Origin of the sequence: Mariniflexile sp. HMF6888 (assembly GCF_044335535.1) — a bacterium.
Classification (GTDB): domain Bacteria; phylum Bacteroidota; class Bacteroidia; order Flavobacteriales; family Flavobacteriaceae; genus Mariniflexile.
Genome location: NZ_JBIQVZ010000003.1, coordinates 273,799 through 290,783, shown reverse-complemented (window position 1 = coordinate 290,783; position 16,985 = coordinate 273,799). Strand labels below are relative to the sequence as shown.

The 16,985-nt window shown below is 34.6% G+C and carries 18 protein-coding genes; 7 read left to right on the top strand and 11 right to left on the bottom strand.

Annotation, left to right across the window (positions count from 1 at the left end):
- Positions 1-97: 97 nt before the first annotated feature.
- From ACGLWY_RS09860 to ACGLWY_RS09850, 3 genes are read right to left on the bottom strand one after another with little or no spacing between them, the layout of a single operon-like run.
- Positions 98-328 (bottom strand): ferredoxin, encoded by a 231-nt coding sequence (locus ACGLWY_RS09860; protein ID WP_396619508.1) that lies wholly within the window; start codon positions 326-328, stop codon positions 98-100.
- On the bottom strand, positions 328-1,572 hold the full coding sequence (locus tag ACGLWY_RS09855) for a peptidase U32 family protein (RefSeq protein WP_396619507.1): 1,245 nt from the start codon (positions 1,570-1,572) through the stop codon (positions 328-330). The genes ACGLWY_RS09860 and ACGLWY_RS09855 overlap by 1 nt, the downstream gene beginning before the upstream one ends.
- Before the next feature lie 7 nt (positions 1,573-1,579).
- Positions 1,580-2,650 (bottom strand): rhodanese-related sulfurtransferase, encoded by a 1,071-nt coding sequence (locus ACGLWY_RS09850; protein WP_396619506.1) that lies wholly within the window; start codon positions 2,648-2,650, stop codon positions 1,580-1,582.
- Positions 2,651-3,039: 389 nt separating this feature from the next.
- Here ACGLWY_RS09850 and recA point away from each other — a divergent pair, with 389 nt between their 5' ends.
- The 4 genes from recA to ACGLWY_RS09830 all read left to right on the top strand — a co-directional run bounded on the left by recA (position 3,040) and on the right by ACGLWY_RS09830 (position 6,629).
- A complete protein-coding gene (recA, locus tag ACGLWY_RS09845) occupies positions 3,040-4,053 on the top strand; it encodes a recombinase RecA (protein ID WP_396619698.1) in 1,014 nt (337 codons plus the stop codon).
- A gap of 100 nt (positions 4,054-4,153) precedes the next feature.
- Entirely contained in the window at positions 4,154-4,564 is a 411-nt protein-coding gene (locus ACGLWY_RS09840; RefSeq protein WP_396619505.1) for a hypothetical protein, read from the top strand.
- A 31-nt stretch (positions 4,565-4,595) separates the two neighbouring features.
- Positions 4,596-5,138 (top strand): RNA polymerase sigma factor, encoded by a 543-nt coding sequence (locus tag ACGLWY_RS09835; RefSeq protein ID WP_396619504.1) that lies wholly within the window; start codon positions 4,596-4,598, stop codon positions 5,136-5,138.
- Entirely contained in the window at positions 5,139-6,629 is a 1,491-nt protein-coding gene (locus tag ACGLWY_RS09830; protein ID WP_396619503.1) for a hypothetical protein, read from the top strand.
- Positions 6,630-6,713: 84 nt separating this feature from the next.
- Here ACGLWY_RS09830 and ACGLWY_RS09825 read toward each other — a convergent pair whose 3' ends face one another.
- A complete protein-coding gene (locus ACGLWY_RS09825) occupies positions 6,714-7,451 on the bottom strand; it encodes a lysophospholipid acyltransferase family protein (protein WP_396619697.1) in 738 nt (245 codons plus the stop codon).
- Between the two features lie 100 nt (positions 7,452-7,551).
- Here ACGLWY_RS09825 and trpS point away from each other — a divergent pair, with 100 nt between their 5' ends.
- On the top strand, positions 7,552-8,520 hold the full coding sequence (trpS, locus tag ACGLWY_RS09820) for a tryptophan--tRNA ligase (RefSeq protein ID WP_396619502.1): 969 nt from the start codon (positions 7,552-7,554) through the stop codon (positions 8,518-8,520).
- Between the two features lie 24 nt (positions 8,521-8,544).
- On the opposite strand, the gene dprA is transcribed toward trpS, so the two are convergent.
- Positions 8,545-9,648: a DNA-processing protein DprA gene (gene dprA, locus ACGLWY_RS09815; RefSeq protein ID WP_396619501.1), complete on the bottom strand. Its 1,104-nt coding sequence runs from the start codon at positions 9,646-9,648 to the stop codon at positions 8,545-8,547.
- A 194-nt stretch (positions 9,649-9,842) separates the two neighbouring features.
- Between dprA and ACGLWY_RS09810 the strand changes: the two genes are divergently transcribed.
- A complete protein-coding gene (locus tag ACGLWY_RS09810; RefSeq protein WP_396619500.1) occupies positions 9,843-10,790 on the top strand; it encodes an SPOR domain-containing protein in 948 nt (315 codons plus the stop codon).
- 232 nt (positions 10,791-11,022) lie between these two features.
- A complete protein-coding gene (locus ACGLWY_RS09805) occupies positions 11,023-11,532 on the top strand; it encodes an acyl-CoA thioesterase (protein WP_117173808.1) in 510 nt (169 codons plus the stop codon).
- A 79-nt stretch (positions 11,533-11,611) separates the two neighbouring features.
- Here ACGLWY_RS09805 and ACGLWY_RS09800 read toward each other — a convergent pair whose 3' ends face one another.
- The 6 genes from ACGLWY_RS09800 to dut form a co-directional block, all read right to left on the bottom strand.
- A complete protein-coding gene (locus ACGLWY_RS09800; RefSeq protein ID WP_396619499.1) occupies positions 11,612-12,847 on the bottom strand; it encodes a murein hydrolase activator EnvC family protein in 1,236 nt (411 codons plus the stop codon).
- Positions 12,847-13,614, bottom strand: a complete 768-nt coding sequence (locus ACGLWY_RS09795; protein ID WP_396619498.1) for a DUF4292 domain-containing protein — start codon at positions 13,612-13,614, stop codon at positions 12,847-12,849. The genes ACGLWY_RS09800 and ACGLWY_RS09795 overlap by 1 nt, the downstream gene beginning before the upstream one ends.
- Positions 13,614-14,975, bottom strand: coding sequence for a tetratricopeptide repeat protein (locus tag ACGLWY_RS09790; protein WP_396619497.1), 1,362 nt, complete (start codon positions 14,973-14,975; stop codon positions 13,614-13,616). The genes ACGLWY_RS09795 and ACGLWY_RS09790 overlap by 1 nt, the downstream gene beginning before the upstream one ends.
- Before the next feature lie 26 nt (positions 14,976-15,001).
- A complete protein-coding gene (locus tag ACGLWY_RS09785) occupies positions 15,002-15,316 on the bottom strand; it encodes a GIY-YIG nuclease family protein (protein WP_396619696.1) in 315 nt (104 codons plus the stop codon).
- A gap of 60 nt (positions 15,317-15,376) precedes the next feature.
- Entirely contained in the window at positions 15,377-16,396 is a 1,020-nt protein-coding gene (locus ACGLWY_RS09780; protein ID WP_396619496.1) for a sugar phosphate nucleotidyltransferase, read from the bottom strand.
- A gap of 153 nt (positions 16,397-16,549) precedes the next feature.
- The gene (gene dut, locus ACGLWY_RS09775) at positions 16,550-16,984 is read right to left on the bottom strand and encodes a dUTP diphosphatase (protein WP_396619495.1); all 435 of its coding nucleotides are present in this window, start codon (positions 16,982-16,984) and stop codon (positions 16,550-16,552) included.
- Position 16,985: the final 1 nt, after the last annotated feature.

Below are 16,985 nucleotides of genomic sequence, written 5' to 3'. Positions count from 1 at the left end.
ATTCGTTAATAATTAACTTATTACGAATGAAGGTTTATAATTGTTTTTAAAAGGTAAAGATAAGATTATTATATAGACTATTTAAATCGAATAAAAATTAAATGTCTTTTACGTCTATTATCTTTACCGGACAAGCTCTTGAAGCGTTTTCGCAAGCTTCTAAAATAGTATGATCGTTAGACTTTAACGTGAAAAATCCTTTTTTATCTACAGCATGTAACAACACCGTTTTTCCATCTTTTTTAGACATTTGGAACTGTTTTGGCGCAAATTCCACACAGTAATTGCAGCCAATACATTTATGGCGTTGTAAAGTAATAACAACCATTAAGCTTCTACTTTATTTTCTACTATTTTATACAATTTATCTGAAGGACGTATCCTAAACCCAAGCGGAATCGTTACCAGATCTCCTTTTGTTCCTCTTGATAATTTTGCATCATTCACCATCATTTCCGTTACCTCAAGTTCTTTAGCGCCAGTAGTTGGCCCTGTAATTAAAATAGTATCGCCAACCGTAATATCGTAAGCTTCAATTTTAAACTCTCCTATTTGAGGTTTCGGGAAAAAGTGCGTGCCTTTGCCTATATAAACTTTCTTTTGCGTTGCGTGCGACCCAGAACCTTCACTCCATTCGCCCAATTTCTGACCTAAATAATAGCCATTCCAGAATCCGCGGTTATATACTTTCTCAAGCTCTTGCATCCACAAAACTACTTTTTCCTTTTCGAAGGTTTTGTCTTCTAAACTATCAATGGCTTGTCTGTAACACTTAATCACTTTAGCTACATATTCGGGGGCACGGCCACGACCTTCAATTTTTAATACTTTAATGCCTGCATCGGCTACTTGGTCTAAAATATCGATAGTACATAAATCTTTTGGTGACATAATGTACTCGTTATCCAGTTCCATTTCAAAACCAGTCTCCTGCTCGATAACCGTATATTTTTTTCTGCAATTTTGCTTACAAGCTCCTCTGTTTGCCGATGAATTATATGCATGTAAACTCATATAACATTTACCAGAAACCGCCATACAAAGTGCACCATGACCAAAAATCTCTATCTCAACCAATTTCCCCGAAGGTCCTTTTATTTGGTCTTTTTCGATTTGCTCGGTAATCTTTTTTACCTGTCTTAAACTTAACTCCCGACTTAAAACCATTGTGTCGGCAAATAGGGCATAAAACTTAACCGTTTCAATATTGGTTATATTTATTTGAGTTGAAATATGCACTTCCATACCAATTTCCCTTGCTGTCATTATAACCGCTTGATCCATGGCAATTACGGCAGTAATTCCAACGTCTTTTGCTTTACTGATTAACGTTTTTACGATAGATAAATCGTGATCGTAAATGATCGTATTTAAAGTTAAATACGTTCGAACATTTTTGGCTTCACATCGTCTTGCTATTTCTGGTAAATCGTCTAAAGTAAAATTAATAGACGCTCTGGCACGCATATTTAGTTGTTCGACCCCAAAATATATAGAATCTGCACCATTGTCTAAAGCGGCTTTCAAGGACTCGAAGTTCCCTGCTGGAGCCATTAATTCAATTTTTTGCATGTCGAAACTATTTATTAGTATTGAAATGGTCGAAAATATTCCTTAAGTCTTTTTTATAAGGCAAATGGTCTGCACGTCCTTTCTTGAAGATATCATTGCTGTTGCCCTGCCCTTTTCTGAGTTCTTTTTGTTCTTCGTAAGGAAGCGCATGTATCTCTTTACAGGTTGTTGAGCAGCAATTGTTCATTTCTTCTTTACATGCGTCGCACTGAATAAACAACAAATGACATGCATCGTTTGCGCAATTGGTATGCACATCGAACGGTTTACCGCATTGATGGCAGTTTGCTATAACATCTTCACTGATGCGTTCGGCACGTCTTTCGTCAAACACGAAATTTTGTCCTAAAAACTTATTTTCGAGATTGTATTCCTTTACTTGTCTTGTGTACTCAATAATACCGCCTTCTAACTGATACACATTTTTAAATCCCTTATGTTTAAAGTAGGCACTGGCTTTTTCGCAACGAATACCACCAGTACAATACATCACTAAGTTTTTATCTTCTTTATGGTTTTTTAAATCGTCTTCAATAATATCCAACGATTCCCTAAAGGTGTCAACATCGGGTGTTATTGCATTTTTAAAATGACCAATTTCACTTTCGTAGTGGTTTCGCATATCAACCAAAACCGTGTTTTCATCTTCAATAAACTGATTAAATTCTTCAGCCTTTAAATGAATGCCCTTATTGGTAACATCAAACGTATCATCGTTTAAACCGTCGGCAACAATTTTGTTACGCACTTTCACTTTCAGTTTTAAAAACGATTTGTTGTCTTGCTCTACAGCAACATTCAAACGAATGTCCTTTAAAAAATCGATACTATCTAAATGGGCTTTAAATTCGTTAAAACGATCGGCAGGTAACGATAATTGACCATTAATACCCTCATGGGCAACATAAATTCTACCTAAAACATCTAATGCGTCCCAGGTTAAAAACAAATGGTCTCTAAAGGTTTGAGGATTATCGATTTTGGCGTACTGATAAAAAGAAAGTGTTAATCGATTTTTGCCTGTTTTATCGATTAATTCTGCTCTTTCTTTTGCGCTTAATTTATTGTACAGTTGCATGCTATACTAATTTTTTAAGGTTAAAGAATATTTTAAAGGGACAAAAGTACGATTTTAAAAAAAAGCACCCAATTTAAGTCCAAAAAAAAGCACCTATTACTATTAAGTAATAAGTGCTTCCAAAAATAGTTTGAGTTAGTCTGCGTTTAAAGCATTCTTAATATTTGTTTCATCTGCATATTTTAATGTTTTTTTAATTGTCAGATGTAACACCCATTATAAATTATGCTCGTACGCGTGAAGCTTTTTTTCTCACGGGTGTTTCATAGCAATATCTTCCCACTATTTATTATTAGATGCAAAATGTTTATAAAGGTTGCGTTATAAAATTGTATGATGACGAAACTTATACTATTTTAGCGTTCATTACTTTAGAAAATAAAAATAAAATGAGCAGCGAAAAAGAAGCTAAATTAAAAGCACTAAAACTTACATTAGATAAATTAGACAAAGCCTACGGGAAAGGCACTGTAATGAAAATGAGCGATCAAGCAGTTGTTGATGTTGATGCTATTTCATCGGGGTCTCTTGGTTTGGATATTGCCTTAGGCGTTGGCGGTTATCCACGCGGACGTGTTATTGAGATTTACGGACCTGAATCGTCGGGAAAAACAACCCTGACGTTACATGCTATTGCCGAAGCACAAAAATCTGGTGGCATTGCGGCCTTTATTGATGCTGAACATGCTTTTGATAGATTTTATGCTGAAAAATTAGGCGTAGACTTAGAAAACTTGATAATTTCCCAACCAGATAATGGTGAGCAAGCCTTAGAAATTACAGATAATTTAATTCGTTCTGGGGCGATTGATATCGTTGTAATCGATTCTGTGGCAGCCTTAACACCAAAAAGTGAAATTGAAGGGGAAATGGGTGATTCTAAAATGGGATTACATGCGCGTTTAATGTCTCAAGCCTTAAGAAAGCTAACAGCTTCAATTAGCAAAACAAATTGTACTGTAATATTTATCAACCAGTTACGTGAAAAAATTGGCGTTATGTTTGGTAACCCAGAAACCACAACGGGTGGTAATGCTTTAAAGTTTTATGCATCGGTGAGGTTAGATATTCGTCGTTCTACCCAAATAAAAGAAACCGATGGTAATGTTACAGGTAATAAAACCCGCGTAAAAGTGGTTAAAAACAAAGTAGCTCCGCCATTTAAAACAGCCGAATTTGACATTATGTACGGCGAAGGTATAAGCAAAGTCGGAGAGGTTTTAGACATTGCTGTTGAAAACGAGATTATTAAAAAAAGTGGCTCTTGGTTTAGTTATGAAGAAACAAAACTGGGCCAAGGTAGAGATGCTGTAAAAGCACTCATAAAAGACAATCCAGAGCTCATGGACGAGCTCGAAACCAAGGTTCGAAAAATAGCCAAAGCCGCTTCGGCTTCAGAATAGTTTAAAAAATCCCGATAATTCGGGATTTTTTTATTTTAATACGCAACCTTTCAGGTGTCAATGCATCTATGTATTAGAAGAAAAAAAAGAAAAATAATCCATGAAAAAGTTAATTGCTCTAAGTTTAGCTTTCGTTTTACTTATCTCTTGTAGTATAGATGATAACGGTAGTAACTACAGCTTTGAAATTTTACCGGTAGAGAGTGTTGATATACCTAGTGAATTTGTATTGGGAGAAACATATCCTATAACGGTTACATATTTGAGACCCACAGCATGTCATATTTTTAAAGAATTTTATTATTCTAAAAACCTAAATGAGCGTACTGTGGCACCAATAACATTGGTTTATGAAAATGATAATTGCGAAACTTTGGATAATGTTACTGAAGACGCTACTTTTAACTTTATAGTTACAAGTAATGGTTCCTACATTTTTAAGTTTTGGCAAGGTGAGGATGACAATGGAGAAGATCAATACTTAACTATTGAAGTGCCAGTAACAGAGTAAGCTTAAGTATTAATTAATTCCCTGTTTAATTTTGAGTTTAGATCAACTCATAGAAAGTTGTAAAATAAATAATACTAAAGCACAAAGTGAATTGTATAAACTCTTTTCGAGCAAACTTTTCTCTGTGTGCTTAAAGTATTCGCGTAATTATGCCGAAGCGGAAGACAATTTACAAGACGCATTTATAACAATTTTCAAAAAAATTGGTCAGTATAAAAGCAAAGGCTCTTTTGAAGGCTGGTTAAAGCGGGTTACTATAAATACCGTATTACAAAAGTACAGAAGCGAAAAGGTTTTTGATATTATAAATGAAAATGTAATTGATGATATTGAATTAGACGTTGATGAGGAATCTATCTCTATCGACTATCTTTTACGAATCATTCAAGAATTACCTGATAGGTACCGATTGGTTTTTAACCTATATGTGCTAGATGGTTATTCTCACAAAGATATAGCAGATATGCTAGATATAAACATAGGCACTTCAAAATCCAATTTAGCACGTGCTAGACAAACTTTGAAACAGACTATTGAAGATTACAAAACAACGCAAAATTTACAATCATTATAAATGAATGATAAAAAACATATAGATAGGTTATTTCAAGAACACTTTAAAGATTTTGAAGCGACTCCTAGCAATGCCGTTTGGAAAAACATTGAAGCAGAACTTAACCAAGACAAGAAAAAGCGCCGTATTATACCCATATGGTGGCAATACGCAGGTGTTGCAGCGCTATTGGCATTACTATTGACTATTGGTGGTACTTATTTTTTTGATAAAGAAAATAACACCCCAATTATAGTGGTTGATACTGAAGGTGCTCAAACACGAAACTCAAACCCTTCAAACGACACTAAAATTGCTGTTGAAAATGATAATCCCGTACAAAACAGTTTAGAAAATGATTCTCAAAATAACACTAAAGTTGCATCAAATATAACTGAAGAATCTCAAGAACCATCCATAACAAATACTTCTTCTTCAACCAATAAAAATAAAAGCACTCATCAATCTGGTATAGCTTCAAATAAAAAATCGAATGTAAAAAACAGTATAACAATCCCAAACAATAATGCAATAGCTTCAAACTCCGAAGAAAAAAATAAATCAACAAATTCTGCTGTTACTAATAATTCTGAAAACAAAAATGAAACGCCTCAAGACAATGAAACACTTCAAAACAAAGAATCATTAATCAACACCGAAAAAGCCAAAGAATTAATCAACAACGCTTCAAAAGACAACACTACTGTTGCAAAAGTTGAAAACAAAGAAAAAAATTCGTTGACGATAGAAGAAGCCTTAGACAGCAATAAAGATGTTGTTGAAAAAGAAAAAAACACAAACAAATGGCGTATTACTCCAAATGCGGCACCAGTTTACTTTAATAGCTTGGGTGAAGGCTCGTCTATAGATCCGCAATTTAACAGCAATTCTAAAACGGGGGAAGTTAACATGAGCTATGGTATTAGTGCCAGTTATGTTGTTAGCGATAAAATAAAGGTACGTTCGGGCATTAACAAAGTGAACTTAGGTTATAATACCAACAATGTAATTGTTTATCAATCGTTGGGAGTAAGTTCCAGTACGCGTGACCTACAAAATGTTAATGCGAGCACAAGTAACGCCTCCGATAATGTTTCATTAATTAGCGGTGAAACTTTAAATGCAAAACCCGAAACGTTTGCAACAACAAACACCTCTATCAATCAAGCTTTAGGCTATATTGAAGTGCCTTTAGAAATTCAGTACGCCCTTGTTAACAATAAATTGGGTATTAACGTTATTGGTGGCTTTAGTTCGTTCTTTTTAAGTGATAATAAAATATTTTCTGAAGCCGAAGGTGGCACAAGAACCTTTTTGGGTGAAGCAAGCAATATAAATAAAGTAAGCTATAGTGCTAATTTTGGTGTTGGCTTTAACTACCAAGTCTCTAAAAAAATAGATTTGAATTTAGAGCCTATGTTTAAATATCAAATTAACACGTTTAATAATACTTCTGGTAATTTCACACCTTTTTTTATAGGTGTTTATACTGGATTCACCATTAAGTTCTAGATTTTTGGTTAGATCTGGGTATTAATTTTCATTAAGCTCGGAAATTAATATCGAAAAAGACTGCTCCCCCCAGAGCAGTTTTTTTTATTCGTTGAAGGCTTGTAATTGTTTTAAAATAACGTTCCACGCCTTTTTGTTTAAAGCTTTGGTGTCTTTAACCGCTAAATTATCGGTCAATAAAAAATCATGGATTTTTACGCGCATTTTTCCAGGGCTTCCACTAAAAAAGGTATAGGAAAGTCGCTTTTTATTATCTGCAAAAGTTATTGGTACAATAGGAATATGATGGTTAATGGCCAACCTAAAAGCACCGTCTTTAAATTCGTCTAACACAATATATTCATCTGGCACACCGCCTTCGGGAAAAATACAAATGCTTACCCCTGTTTTCAATCGTTTCTGCGCTCTTAAAAAAACGACTTTCCTACTTTTTTCAGAACTTCTATCAACCAAAATACAAGTACGCTTATAGAAAAATCCAAATAACGGAATTTTAGTCAGCTCTTTTTTTCCAACAAAAACAAACGGGTTTTTCACCGAAACCAGCATAAGCATAATGTCTGTCATAGAAGTGTGGTTGGCAATAAACATATAGCTTTTACCTTTCTCGGGCGTTTGCTCGCTTTCAATCTTCCAGTTAAAGCCCATACCTATTAAAATTATTTTAGCCCAAATACGAGCCAATTTAAAAAAGAATGGATACCACGATTCCTTTAAAACGGAAATTAAAAGTATAGGAAACATAATAAGTATTGGCAATGCTACAAGTATGTAGAACCAAATACGGTATAAAATCCAGAATAGATATTTAAAAATCTTCATCGCATCCAAAAATACATAATTGTATTGAGCAATTCTATTAAAAAAATTACCTTTGCCTTTTTGTTTAATTAAAAAGATTCCTGCCTTCGCAGGAAATATTATGGCAAGAATACTTACAGGCATACAAAGTACGGGAACACCACATTTAGGAAATATTTTAGGCGCATTGATGCCCGCAATAAAAATGGCAAACAGCCCTGAAAACGAATCGTTTTTATTTATTGCCAATTTACATACCTTAACCCAAATTAAAGATGCCGAAACATTAAAACAAAACACCTACTCGGTAGCGGCTACGTGGTTGGCATTTGGATTGGATATTGAAAAAACGGTGTTTTACAGACAAAGTGATATTCCGCAAGTTACTGAGTTGTCCTGGTATTTAAGCTGCTTTTTTCCTTACCAACGCTTAACTTTAGCGCATAGTTTTAAAGATAAAGCCGATAGATTGGAAGATGTAAACGCAGGTTTATTTTTCTATCCCATGCTTATGGCGGCCGATATTTTATTGTATGATGCCGAAATAATTCCTGTAGGTAAAGACCAATTGCAACATATTGAAATGACCCGTGATGTTGCGTCTCGTTTTCATGCGAAAATGGGAGATGTTTTTGTATTACCTGAAGGAAAAGTAGAGGAAAACATCATGCTTATTCCGGGTACCGATGGCGAAAAAATGAGTAAAAGTAGAGACAACACCATCAACATTTTTTTAGATGACAAAAAACTACGCAAACAGATAATGACCATTCAAACCGATAGCACACCACTTGAAGAACCTAAAGACTGGAGTACCTGTAACTGCTTTGCTATTTATAATTTGTTGGCAAACGAAGAACAAATTAAAACCATGAAAGCCAATTACGAAAATGGTAATTATGGTTATGGGCATGCCAAACAAGCCTTATTTGAATTAATTGTTGAGACCTTTAAAACCCAACGCGAACGCTATAATTACTACATGAACAACCTTAACGAAATTGATGCCGCATTAGCTATTGGTGCCGAAAAAGCTAGATTGGTTGCTAATGATGTTTTGAAACGTGTTAGGGAGAAAGTTGGATATTAACAAATTCCTACCTTTGCAGGAATTTTAGATAACCTCAAACAATTTCCCTGGCAACGGTCGAATAACGCCTTTTAATTCCATGTTCAGCAACACACCGGCTATTTTAAAAATAGGCAGGTCACAATTAATAGCAATCATATCCAATTGTTGCTTTTCGTTATCTTTTAGGTAGTTGTAAATTACTTTTTCAGTAGTATCCAACTCAACAAATAATTGTTTTTGTATGGCTGGTTTAGTTTCTTCTTCTAATTTCCAATTTAAAATATAAGGTACATCCAAAGCTGTAGTAATCATATGTGCTTTTTGGTATTTAATTAAATTATTGCACCCAGTACTTTGTAAATCGGTAGTTCTGCCTGGTACCGCAAACACATCGCGATTATATGAATTAGCAATATCGGCGGTTACCAAACTTCCACCTTTTTCGGCTGATTCTATAACAATAGTTGCTTCACTTACACCGGCAATAACCCTATTTCTTTTTAAAAAATTGTTTCTATCAAAATTATCACTACTCCAAAAATCGGTAAAAAAACCACCGTTCTTCTCTACATCATCCATATACTTTTTATGAACTGCTGGATAAATTTGATTCATACCATGTGCTAAACAACCAATGGTTTGCAAATTGTGCTTTAAAGCTGCTTTGTGTGCTGTGATATCCGTTCCGTAGGCAAACCCTGAAACAATAACAGGGTTGTAAATTGCTAGTTTTTCTACCAAATCTTCACAAAAGGCAACACCACTTGTCGTAATTTTTCTAGACCCTACAATACTTATAATACGCTGCTGTTTCAAATGAATGTTTCCCGTTTGAAATAATAAAATAGGACCATCAATACAGTGTTTTAGTTTCTCGGGGTAGTTATCATCTTTAAAAAAGGATACATTTATATTGTTGTTCTTTATAAAATCAATTTCCTTTTCGGCTTCTTTTAAATGATTGGCTTTATTCAAATCGCTTAAAATAACACTACCAATACCATCAATTTTGAGTAAATTTTGTTTCTTTTCCTTTAAAACAGCTTCGGCAGTTCCACAATGCGAAATAAGCCGTTTGGCCGTAATATCTCCAATATTTGGCACGTGCTGTAAAGCTAAAGTGTAAAGCAAATCGTTATCAGTCATTCTATAGTGTTGATTTTGAAACTGCAATAAAAGAATTTTTACTCAATAATTGAGATTTAAAAACACCTGTATTCTTCATAAAATCTAATTTTATTCTTTTCAAACTTCGATCAAGTACCAGTTTGGTAAGGCATTGTTAATAAATAATCCGTTCTAAGTTTTATTGATATCTATAATTTTTTAACTTTGTTTTTATGCAATTAGAAACCTACATAAGCGATTTACTCTATAGATACGAGTGTGTTACCATACCCGAATTTGGTTCATTTTTAACGCAACGTGCATCTGCAACTATTGATGATGCTACCAACACCTTTTATCCACCAAAAAAAACGGTGTCTTTTAATGAGCAGATTCAAACGAATGATGGTTTGTTGGCTCATTATATTGCCGATGTGGAAAAAATTCCTTTTGAAGTTGCTACTGATAAAATCGCAAAACGTGTTCATGCTATTAAATCCTATTTAACACAAGGTGAGACCATTACTTTTAAAAATATTGGTGACATGACCTTTAACAAGGAAGGCAAAATTTTATTTGAACCTATTTATCAACTAAACTATTTAACCGATTCCTTTGGTTTATCTCAATTGGTATCACCAAGAGTTTCTCGAGAAGTTTATAAAACAGAGGTTGAAGCTATTGAAAAAGTAATTCCGTTAACAATTACTCCTGAAAAACGCAGAGCTAAACCATATTTTAAATATGCTGCCGTAGCGTTAATAGCCTTAACTCTAGGCGGATTGGTGTCGTCTAAATATTATATAGACCAAATTGAGCAACACAATCAAATAGCTCAAGAGGAAGCATACCAACAATTAGATGCAAAAATAGAACAAGCTACATTTAATTTAAATCCACTTCCTGCCATTACATTAAATGTTACCAAGCAATCTGGCAATTATCATGTTATTGCAGGTGCTTTTAGAGTTGAAGAGAACTGCGATCAAATTGTTAGTCAACTGCAGGCAGAAGGTTTTAATGCCAGAAAAATTGGCGTAAACAAATACGGTTTACACGAAGTTGTTTATGGTAGTTATGAAACTGCCGAAGAGGCTTTGAAAGCTTTGCGTGATATAAGAAAAACGCACAACGAAGAGGCATGGTTGGACGTTAAGGATCTAGATCTGGTTGTAGAATAATTATACCATTTAAGCTTTTAAATTACTGTAAAATAAAAGAATGATTTTTTTCTTTATACAAAAAAGAAAATTCAAGTATGGCCATAGCTACGGTTGTATTTCATTTTGAAGTAGAAAGGAAAAAAGGGTGTTTTATTGCGGTCATTTCAAAGCTTAAATGGTATTATATCCCAAAAGACATCCTAAATTATAAAATCGTTTTTACCTTTGCGACATAACCAAACATGTTATGATGCAAGCAAAAACACCCGAACAATCAAAAACGATTCTTACCGATATGGTTTTACCTGGTGAAACCAACCCTTTAAACAACCTTTTTGGTGGCGAATTATTGGCCCGTATGGATAGAGCTGCTAGTATTGCGGCGAGACGCCATAGTAGACGTATTGTTGTTACGGCATCTGTAAACCACGTCGCTTTTAGCAGAGCAGTGCCTTTAGGTAGTGTGGTAACCGTGGAGGCTAAAGTATCACGCGCTTTTAAAACATCGATGGAAGTATTTATTGATGTTTGGATTGAAGACAGGGAATCTGGTGAACGCACCAAAGCCAACGAAGGCATTTATACATTTGTGGCTGTAAATGATACTGGAAAACCTGTATTGGTTCCTGAAGTACTACCAGAAACTGACATCGAAAAACAACGTTTTGAAGCTGCTTTGCGACGCAAACAATTAAGTTTATTGCTGTCTGGAAAAATAAAACCTAGTGAAGCGACAGAGCTAAAGGCATTGTTTGAGTAGCTCTGTAAATTTGAAATACTAAGATTCCTGCCTACGCAGGAATTTTATGAGATCCAGAAACAAGTCCAGGATGACTTCGTCACATTTTAAAAATCCATGATGCTGGATTTTCGGTGGCTGTTCCTTTAGAAATTGAAAAACTTAAGATGGTTTCACCGTTTGAAGGATTTGTAAACACCTCTCCAATTACTTGTTTGGTAGTTACTTTATCACCTTCTTTAACATAAACCTCAGATAAGTTTTTATATAAGGTTAGATAATCACCATGACGAATCATTACAATGGGATTTACGTTTTTCATTTTAAGTACCGCACTTACTTCTCCATTAAAAACGGCACGCACTTTAGCCCCTTTTTCGGTAGCAATTCTCACCCCATTACTTTTAATGGTTAACGAATGATCTATGGGATGTGGTTGTGTTCCATAACCAAGCGTTACATAGCCTTTCTCTATTGGCCAAGGCAATTTGCCTTTGTTCGCCACAAAATTAGCGGCTAACACTTTTTCTTCAGCAGTCAAAGCAAAATTTGAAGAACTCGCCACATTCGTGTTTCCTGCTTTTTTATTGGATTTTGCTATGGCTTCTTTAATAATACGGTCTATTTCAGCGTCTATTCTATCGGCCTCTCGTTGCTTTTGTTTTATTTGAGTAGCATAAACAGATAGATTCTTCTTGATAGCCTTCATTAATTCTTCGTGCTGTTTGCGCTCTGCTTCTAAAGTTTTTTGAACTTCCCTATTTTCGGCAATCAGTTTTTTCTTGGTTTCTTGTTGTCTTAACAAGTCTAAATTAATAGCTTGTAATTCGGCCGTTTTTGCTTTAATCGTTTCGCCTTGTTCTTTTTGGTGGTCTGTATATTGTTTCATATACTGCAAACGCTTATAGGCTTGTTTAAAATCGTTGGCAGATAGTAAAAACATGATTCTACTCTGTTGATTTTTGCTTTTATAAGACTTCACCATCATAGCGGCATAATCTTCCTTTAAAACCTTTAATTCGTCTCTTAAACTCGATATTTTTCTTTGGTTGTAATTAATATCGCGTGTTAATAAATTGGCTTGTTGGTTGGTGACCTTAATCAAATTATCCAACACATTTATTTTATGTTTGAAATCTTGAATTAATGTTAATTGCGACTTTTCTTTACTCTGGTTTTCCGCACGTAATTGGGCTATTTTCTGAATCTCCAGACGAAGTTCTTGCCTACGTGCCTCAAGTTCCTGTTGCTTTGCGCTTTGGGAAAACACAAAAGCACTACAAAACATAAGGCTTAGTAGTAATATTATTTTAAATGGTTGTTTATTTTGTAACATTAAAGTTTTATTTCTTTAAAACCTGAGGGTATTTTATACGGAAAGCCTAAATCTTCATTTAAAGTAATGCTTTTAAATTCTAAATCTATAATGGTTTCATTATTGGCTTCAACAGCAATAACTTTTATACGCTCGGGTAATGTTTGTTTTTCTACCTCTTGATATGATAAATAATCTATCTGTAAGTGTCTAAACTCTTTTGGTTGCGATACTTGCTGCGATTTTATTTTGAAAAGAACGGGGTCAAGCAAAAAAAAGATCTCAAACAGTTCGCGCTGTTGTTTTGGTTGTAAAATGTATGCATCATTAGTCACCGAAACATCATAAGTACTCACATTTAAATTAAAAATAGCTTCTCCTAATAGTAAATTTTGAACCTTTTGAAAATCCAATTCAGTCCCCAACAAATTACTTAAATATTTGTAATCACCTTCAAAATAAGTGTTGTCCAATTTATTATAGAAACTCACTTTTTCAGGAGTAATTAATGCTTTTACTACCGAAAACGCAGCACTTAACCATAGCACTTCGTCCTTCTTTGCTCTAAAATTTACAGTATAAGACTGCTCTTTACCATCTTGACTATATGCTATTTTAAGCTTAGATTGCAACGTTTTAAAGTTTGGTGTTTTTTTATCATTTTCCCTTAAAAGCTGTTTGGCATTTAAATTAAAATTCGCCTCTCCTCCACCAATGGTTTTGGAGGCCTTACAATGACATACCAATAAAACTAAAAGAAATAAAACGGCGTGCTTAAGTAGGTTCATTAATTTGAAGTTTCTAATTGTTTTGCTTTATCACTAAACGTTTTTGCTTTTGCTGTATTGCTTAATAAGCCGTATGATATACTCAATTGATTATAAAAATCGATTTCCATTTTGTTATCATCGATTATAAAATCCAATCCCATTTCCAAAATATCAGTCGCCTTTTGGGGTTGATTTAATTGGTTTAATGCCACCCCATTAATTAAATAAAACAACGGTTGTGCTGGATATTTTTGAATCACCTCATGGCTCTTTTTCTCTGCCAAATCAAACTTTTTCAAATCTATGTAAAGTAACAATACGTTTCGAAGCACACTAAAGTTTTCTGCATCAATTTTTAATGCCGATTCAAAATATTCTAAAGCCTTTGGCTTGTTGTTTTTCGCTAAATAATATTGCCCTAGTTCTGTAAGGGTTTTGCTATTATTACTATCGCTCACTAAGGCTGTTGCTTCTACTAAATCGGCTTCGTATTGCGGATTATCACCAACAAACTGAACAAAATCTGTAAGCACTTTAAGCTTTGCTTCTGGTTTTATTTCAGGGCTTTTAACCACAATTTTCATTGATTCAATTGCTTTTTCGGCATTGTTATCATCCAAATAAAACTTGTATAATGCTAAATGAACAATCTGCGAATTAGGATTGATTTTTAACAGCTCTTTAGCCGTTTCAAACGCTTTTTCTTGTTCGTTGTTTTCACTGTATCGAAAGATAAGCTGCAGGTAATTGGATTCTTTATCCGGATTATCTTCAACACGTGCTTCTAAATTTTTAATCTGGTCTTTTTTGCGGCCAGTAGCTTCATAAATTTGGTTACGCATAAAATCTCGCTCTACCGAAATACCAAATTCAGCATCTAATTCGTCCAAAATTTTTAAAGCTTCCTTATACTCTTTGGTTTTTACATATAATGCCGCTAGATTCTCTTTATAATCGGAGTGGAATTTCACCAATTGCTTAACGGTTTTAATGGCTTTATCAAACTCACTTTGTTCCATGTAAAACCCATAAAGCGCATCTAAAAACCATTCGTTATCAGGTTCTTTGCTTATCGCTTTTTTTAAGGCTTCTTCAGCTGCGCCAAAATTTTTAAGTTTGATATAGTTTTTACCCAATTCAAAATATAAAACAGGCACCGAATTATCTAATTCAATACATTTTAAAAGCGCATCTACCGATCGGTCATAATTTTCAATCCCTTTTTGCTTTAAAGCTTCATAAAAAAGTTCTTGAAATTTGTCTTCTACATTGCCTAGATCGTCATCGGGCTTTTTATTAAAATCTACTTGGGCATAATTCACCTGCGGAAAAACAACGATTCCGAAGAGTAAAATGAGTATGTAGATTTTTTGTTTCATATATGCCTGCGCAGGCAGGTATCTTATTATTCTCTTAATTTATTATAATTTAAGTTCCAATTTAAACTCAGATCTGTCCAACTAGGGTTCATTTCTTCTATGAGCTTAATTTTCCAATCTCTTTTCCATTTTTTAAACTGTTTTTCTCTTAAAGTAGCTTTAATACCGTTTTGAAATTCTTCGAAATAAACAAGCATACCACAATTGTATTTTGCCTTAAAGGACTTAGGGTATACTTTTAATTTATGTTCTTTTACTCGCTCGTCAATGTTATCTGTTATTCCTATATATAAAACTCCATCTGGTTTATTTGCCATGATATATACATACCAATGCTTCATCCTTTTTAAATTTGAGATTCCTGCCTTTACTTCGACTTCGCTCAGCATAAACTCCAGAATTTATTCCAACACCGAATAATCACCAATACTTACACTAGTAAACTTACCATCATATTTTACATGATTACCAATCATCGCCTCATCTAAATTAGCATTTTTGATAGTGGTATGTGTTTGTATTAAGCTATTTTTAACGATTGAATTTTCAATAACACAGTTATTTCCAATAGATACATAAGGACCAACTGTACTGTTCTTAAGCACCACATGTTCGCCAATAAAACAAGGTTCAATAATTTTTGAGTCTTGTAATTTCGCCGAAGTTGCCACTAATTGTTCTTCTCCATCAGCCTTTAAAAAGCCCAACATTCTTGCATTGGTTTCAACGGTTATGGCTTTGTTTCCGCAATCCATCCACTCATCAACGGTACCTGTTTTAAATATTTTACCATCTGCCATCATACGTTTTATACCATCGTTAATTTGGTATTCGCCTCCATTGGTAACGTTCTCATCTAAAATTTGTTGTAGTTTTTCTTTTAAAATAGCTACATCTTTAAAGTAATAAATACCAATAACGGCTTGGTCGCTTACAAAATTTTCGGGTTTTTCAACCAATTCAACAATCTCTTGGTTGGCATTTAATTTCACAACTCCGTAAGCTTCTGGGTTATTAACTTGTTTGGTCCAAATAACGCTATCTGCTGCGGGGTCTAAATCAAATTCTGCTCTAATCAAGGTATCGGCATAAGCGATTACTGCAGGCCCCGATAAAGATGGTTTTGCACACATAATGGCATGACCTGTTCCCAGAGGTAAATCTTGACGATAAATAGATGCTTTTGCACCTAAATCGGTTGCTAGTTTCTGTAAACTTTCAACCACATCGTCACCAAAAAAAGCAGGGTCACCTAAAACAAAAGCTATTTCATCAATAGGTTGCTTTAAAACTTTGGCGATGTCCTTTACTAAACGATGCACTATGGGTTGACCCGCCACCGGAATTAAAGGTTTTGGTACGGTTAAACTATGTGGGCGTAGACGAGAACCACGTCCTGCCATGGGTACTATTATTTTCATTCCTCTCCCTAGCCCTCTCCAAAGGAGAGGGGATTTTTATGTTAAACTTAATTTATATTTCTGCCTGAGTTTTCCCCCTTGGGGAGAAATTTTATGTTATTCTTTAATCTTTACTGTTAGCAACTCCCTCCCTTTGGGAGGGTCGGGGTGGGATTATTTTATCCCAGTACTTCCAAAACCACCTTCTCCTCGAACGGTTTCCGAAAGTTCTTCAACGGCAATCCATTCTGCACGGTCGTGTTTAGCGATTACTAATTGGGCAATACGTTCGCCATTTTCTATGGTAAAATCTTCATTGGAAAGGTTCACTAAAATCACTCCTATCTCACCTCTATAATCGGCATCAATAGTTCCTGGCGCATTCAAAACGGTAATGCCTTTTTTAGCAGCTAAACCACTACGCGGACGTACTTGTGCTTCGTAACCTATTGGCAATTCTATGAACAAACCTGTACCCACTATGCTTCTTTCTAAAGGTTTTAATGTTCTCGATTCTGATAAATTGGCTCGTAAATCCATTCCTGCCGATGCCTCCGTTTCATAGTGAGGCAAAGCATGATTCGATTTGTTTATTATTTTAATTTGCATG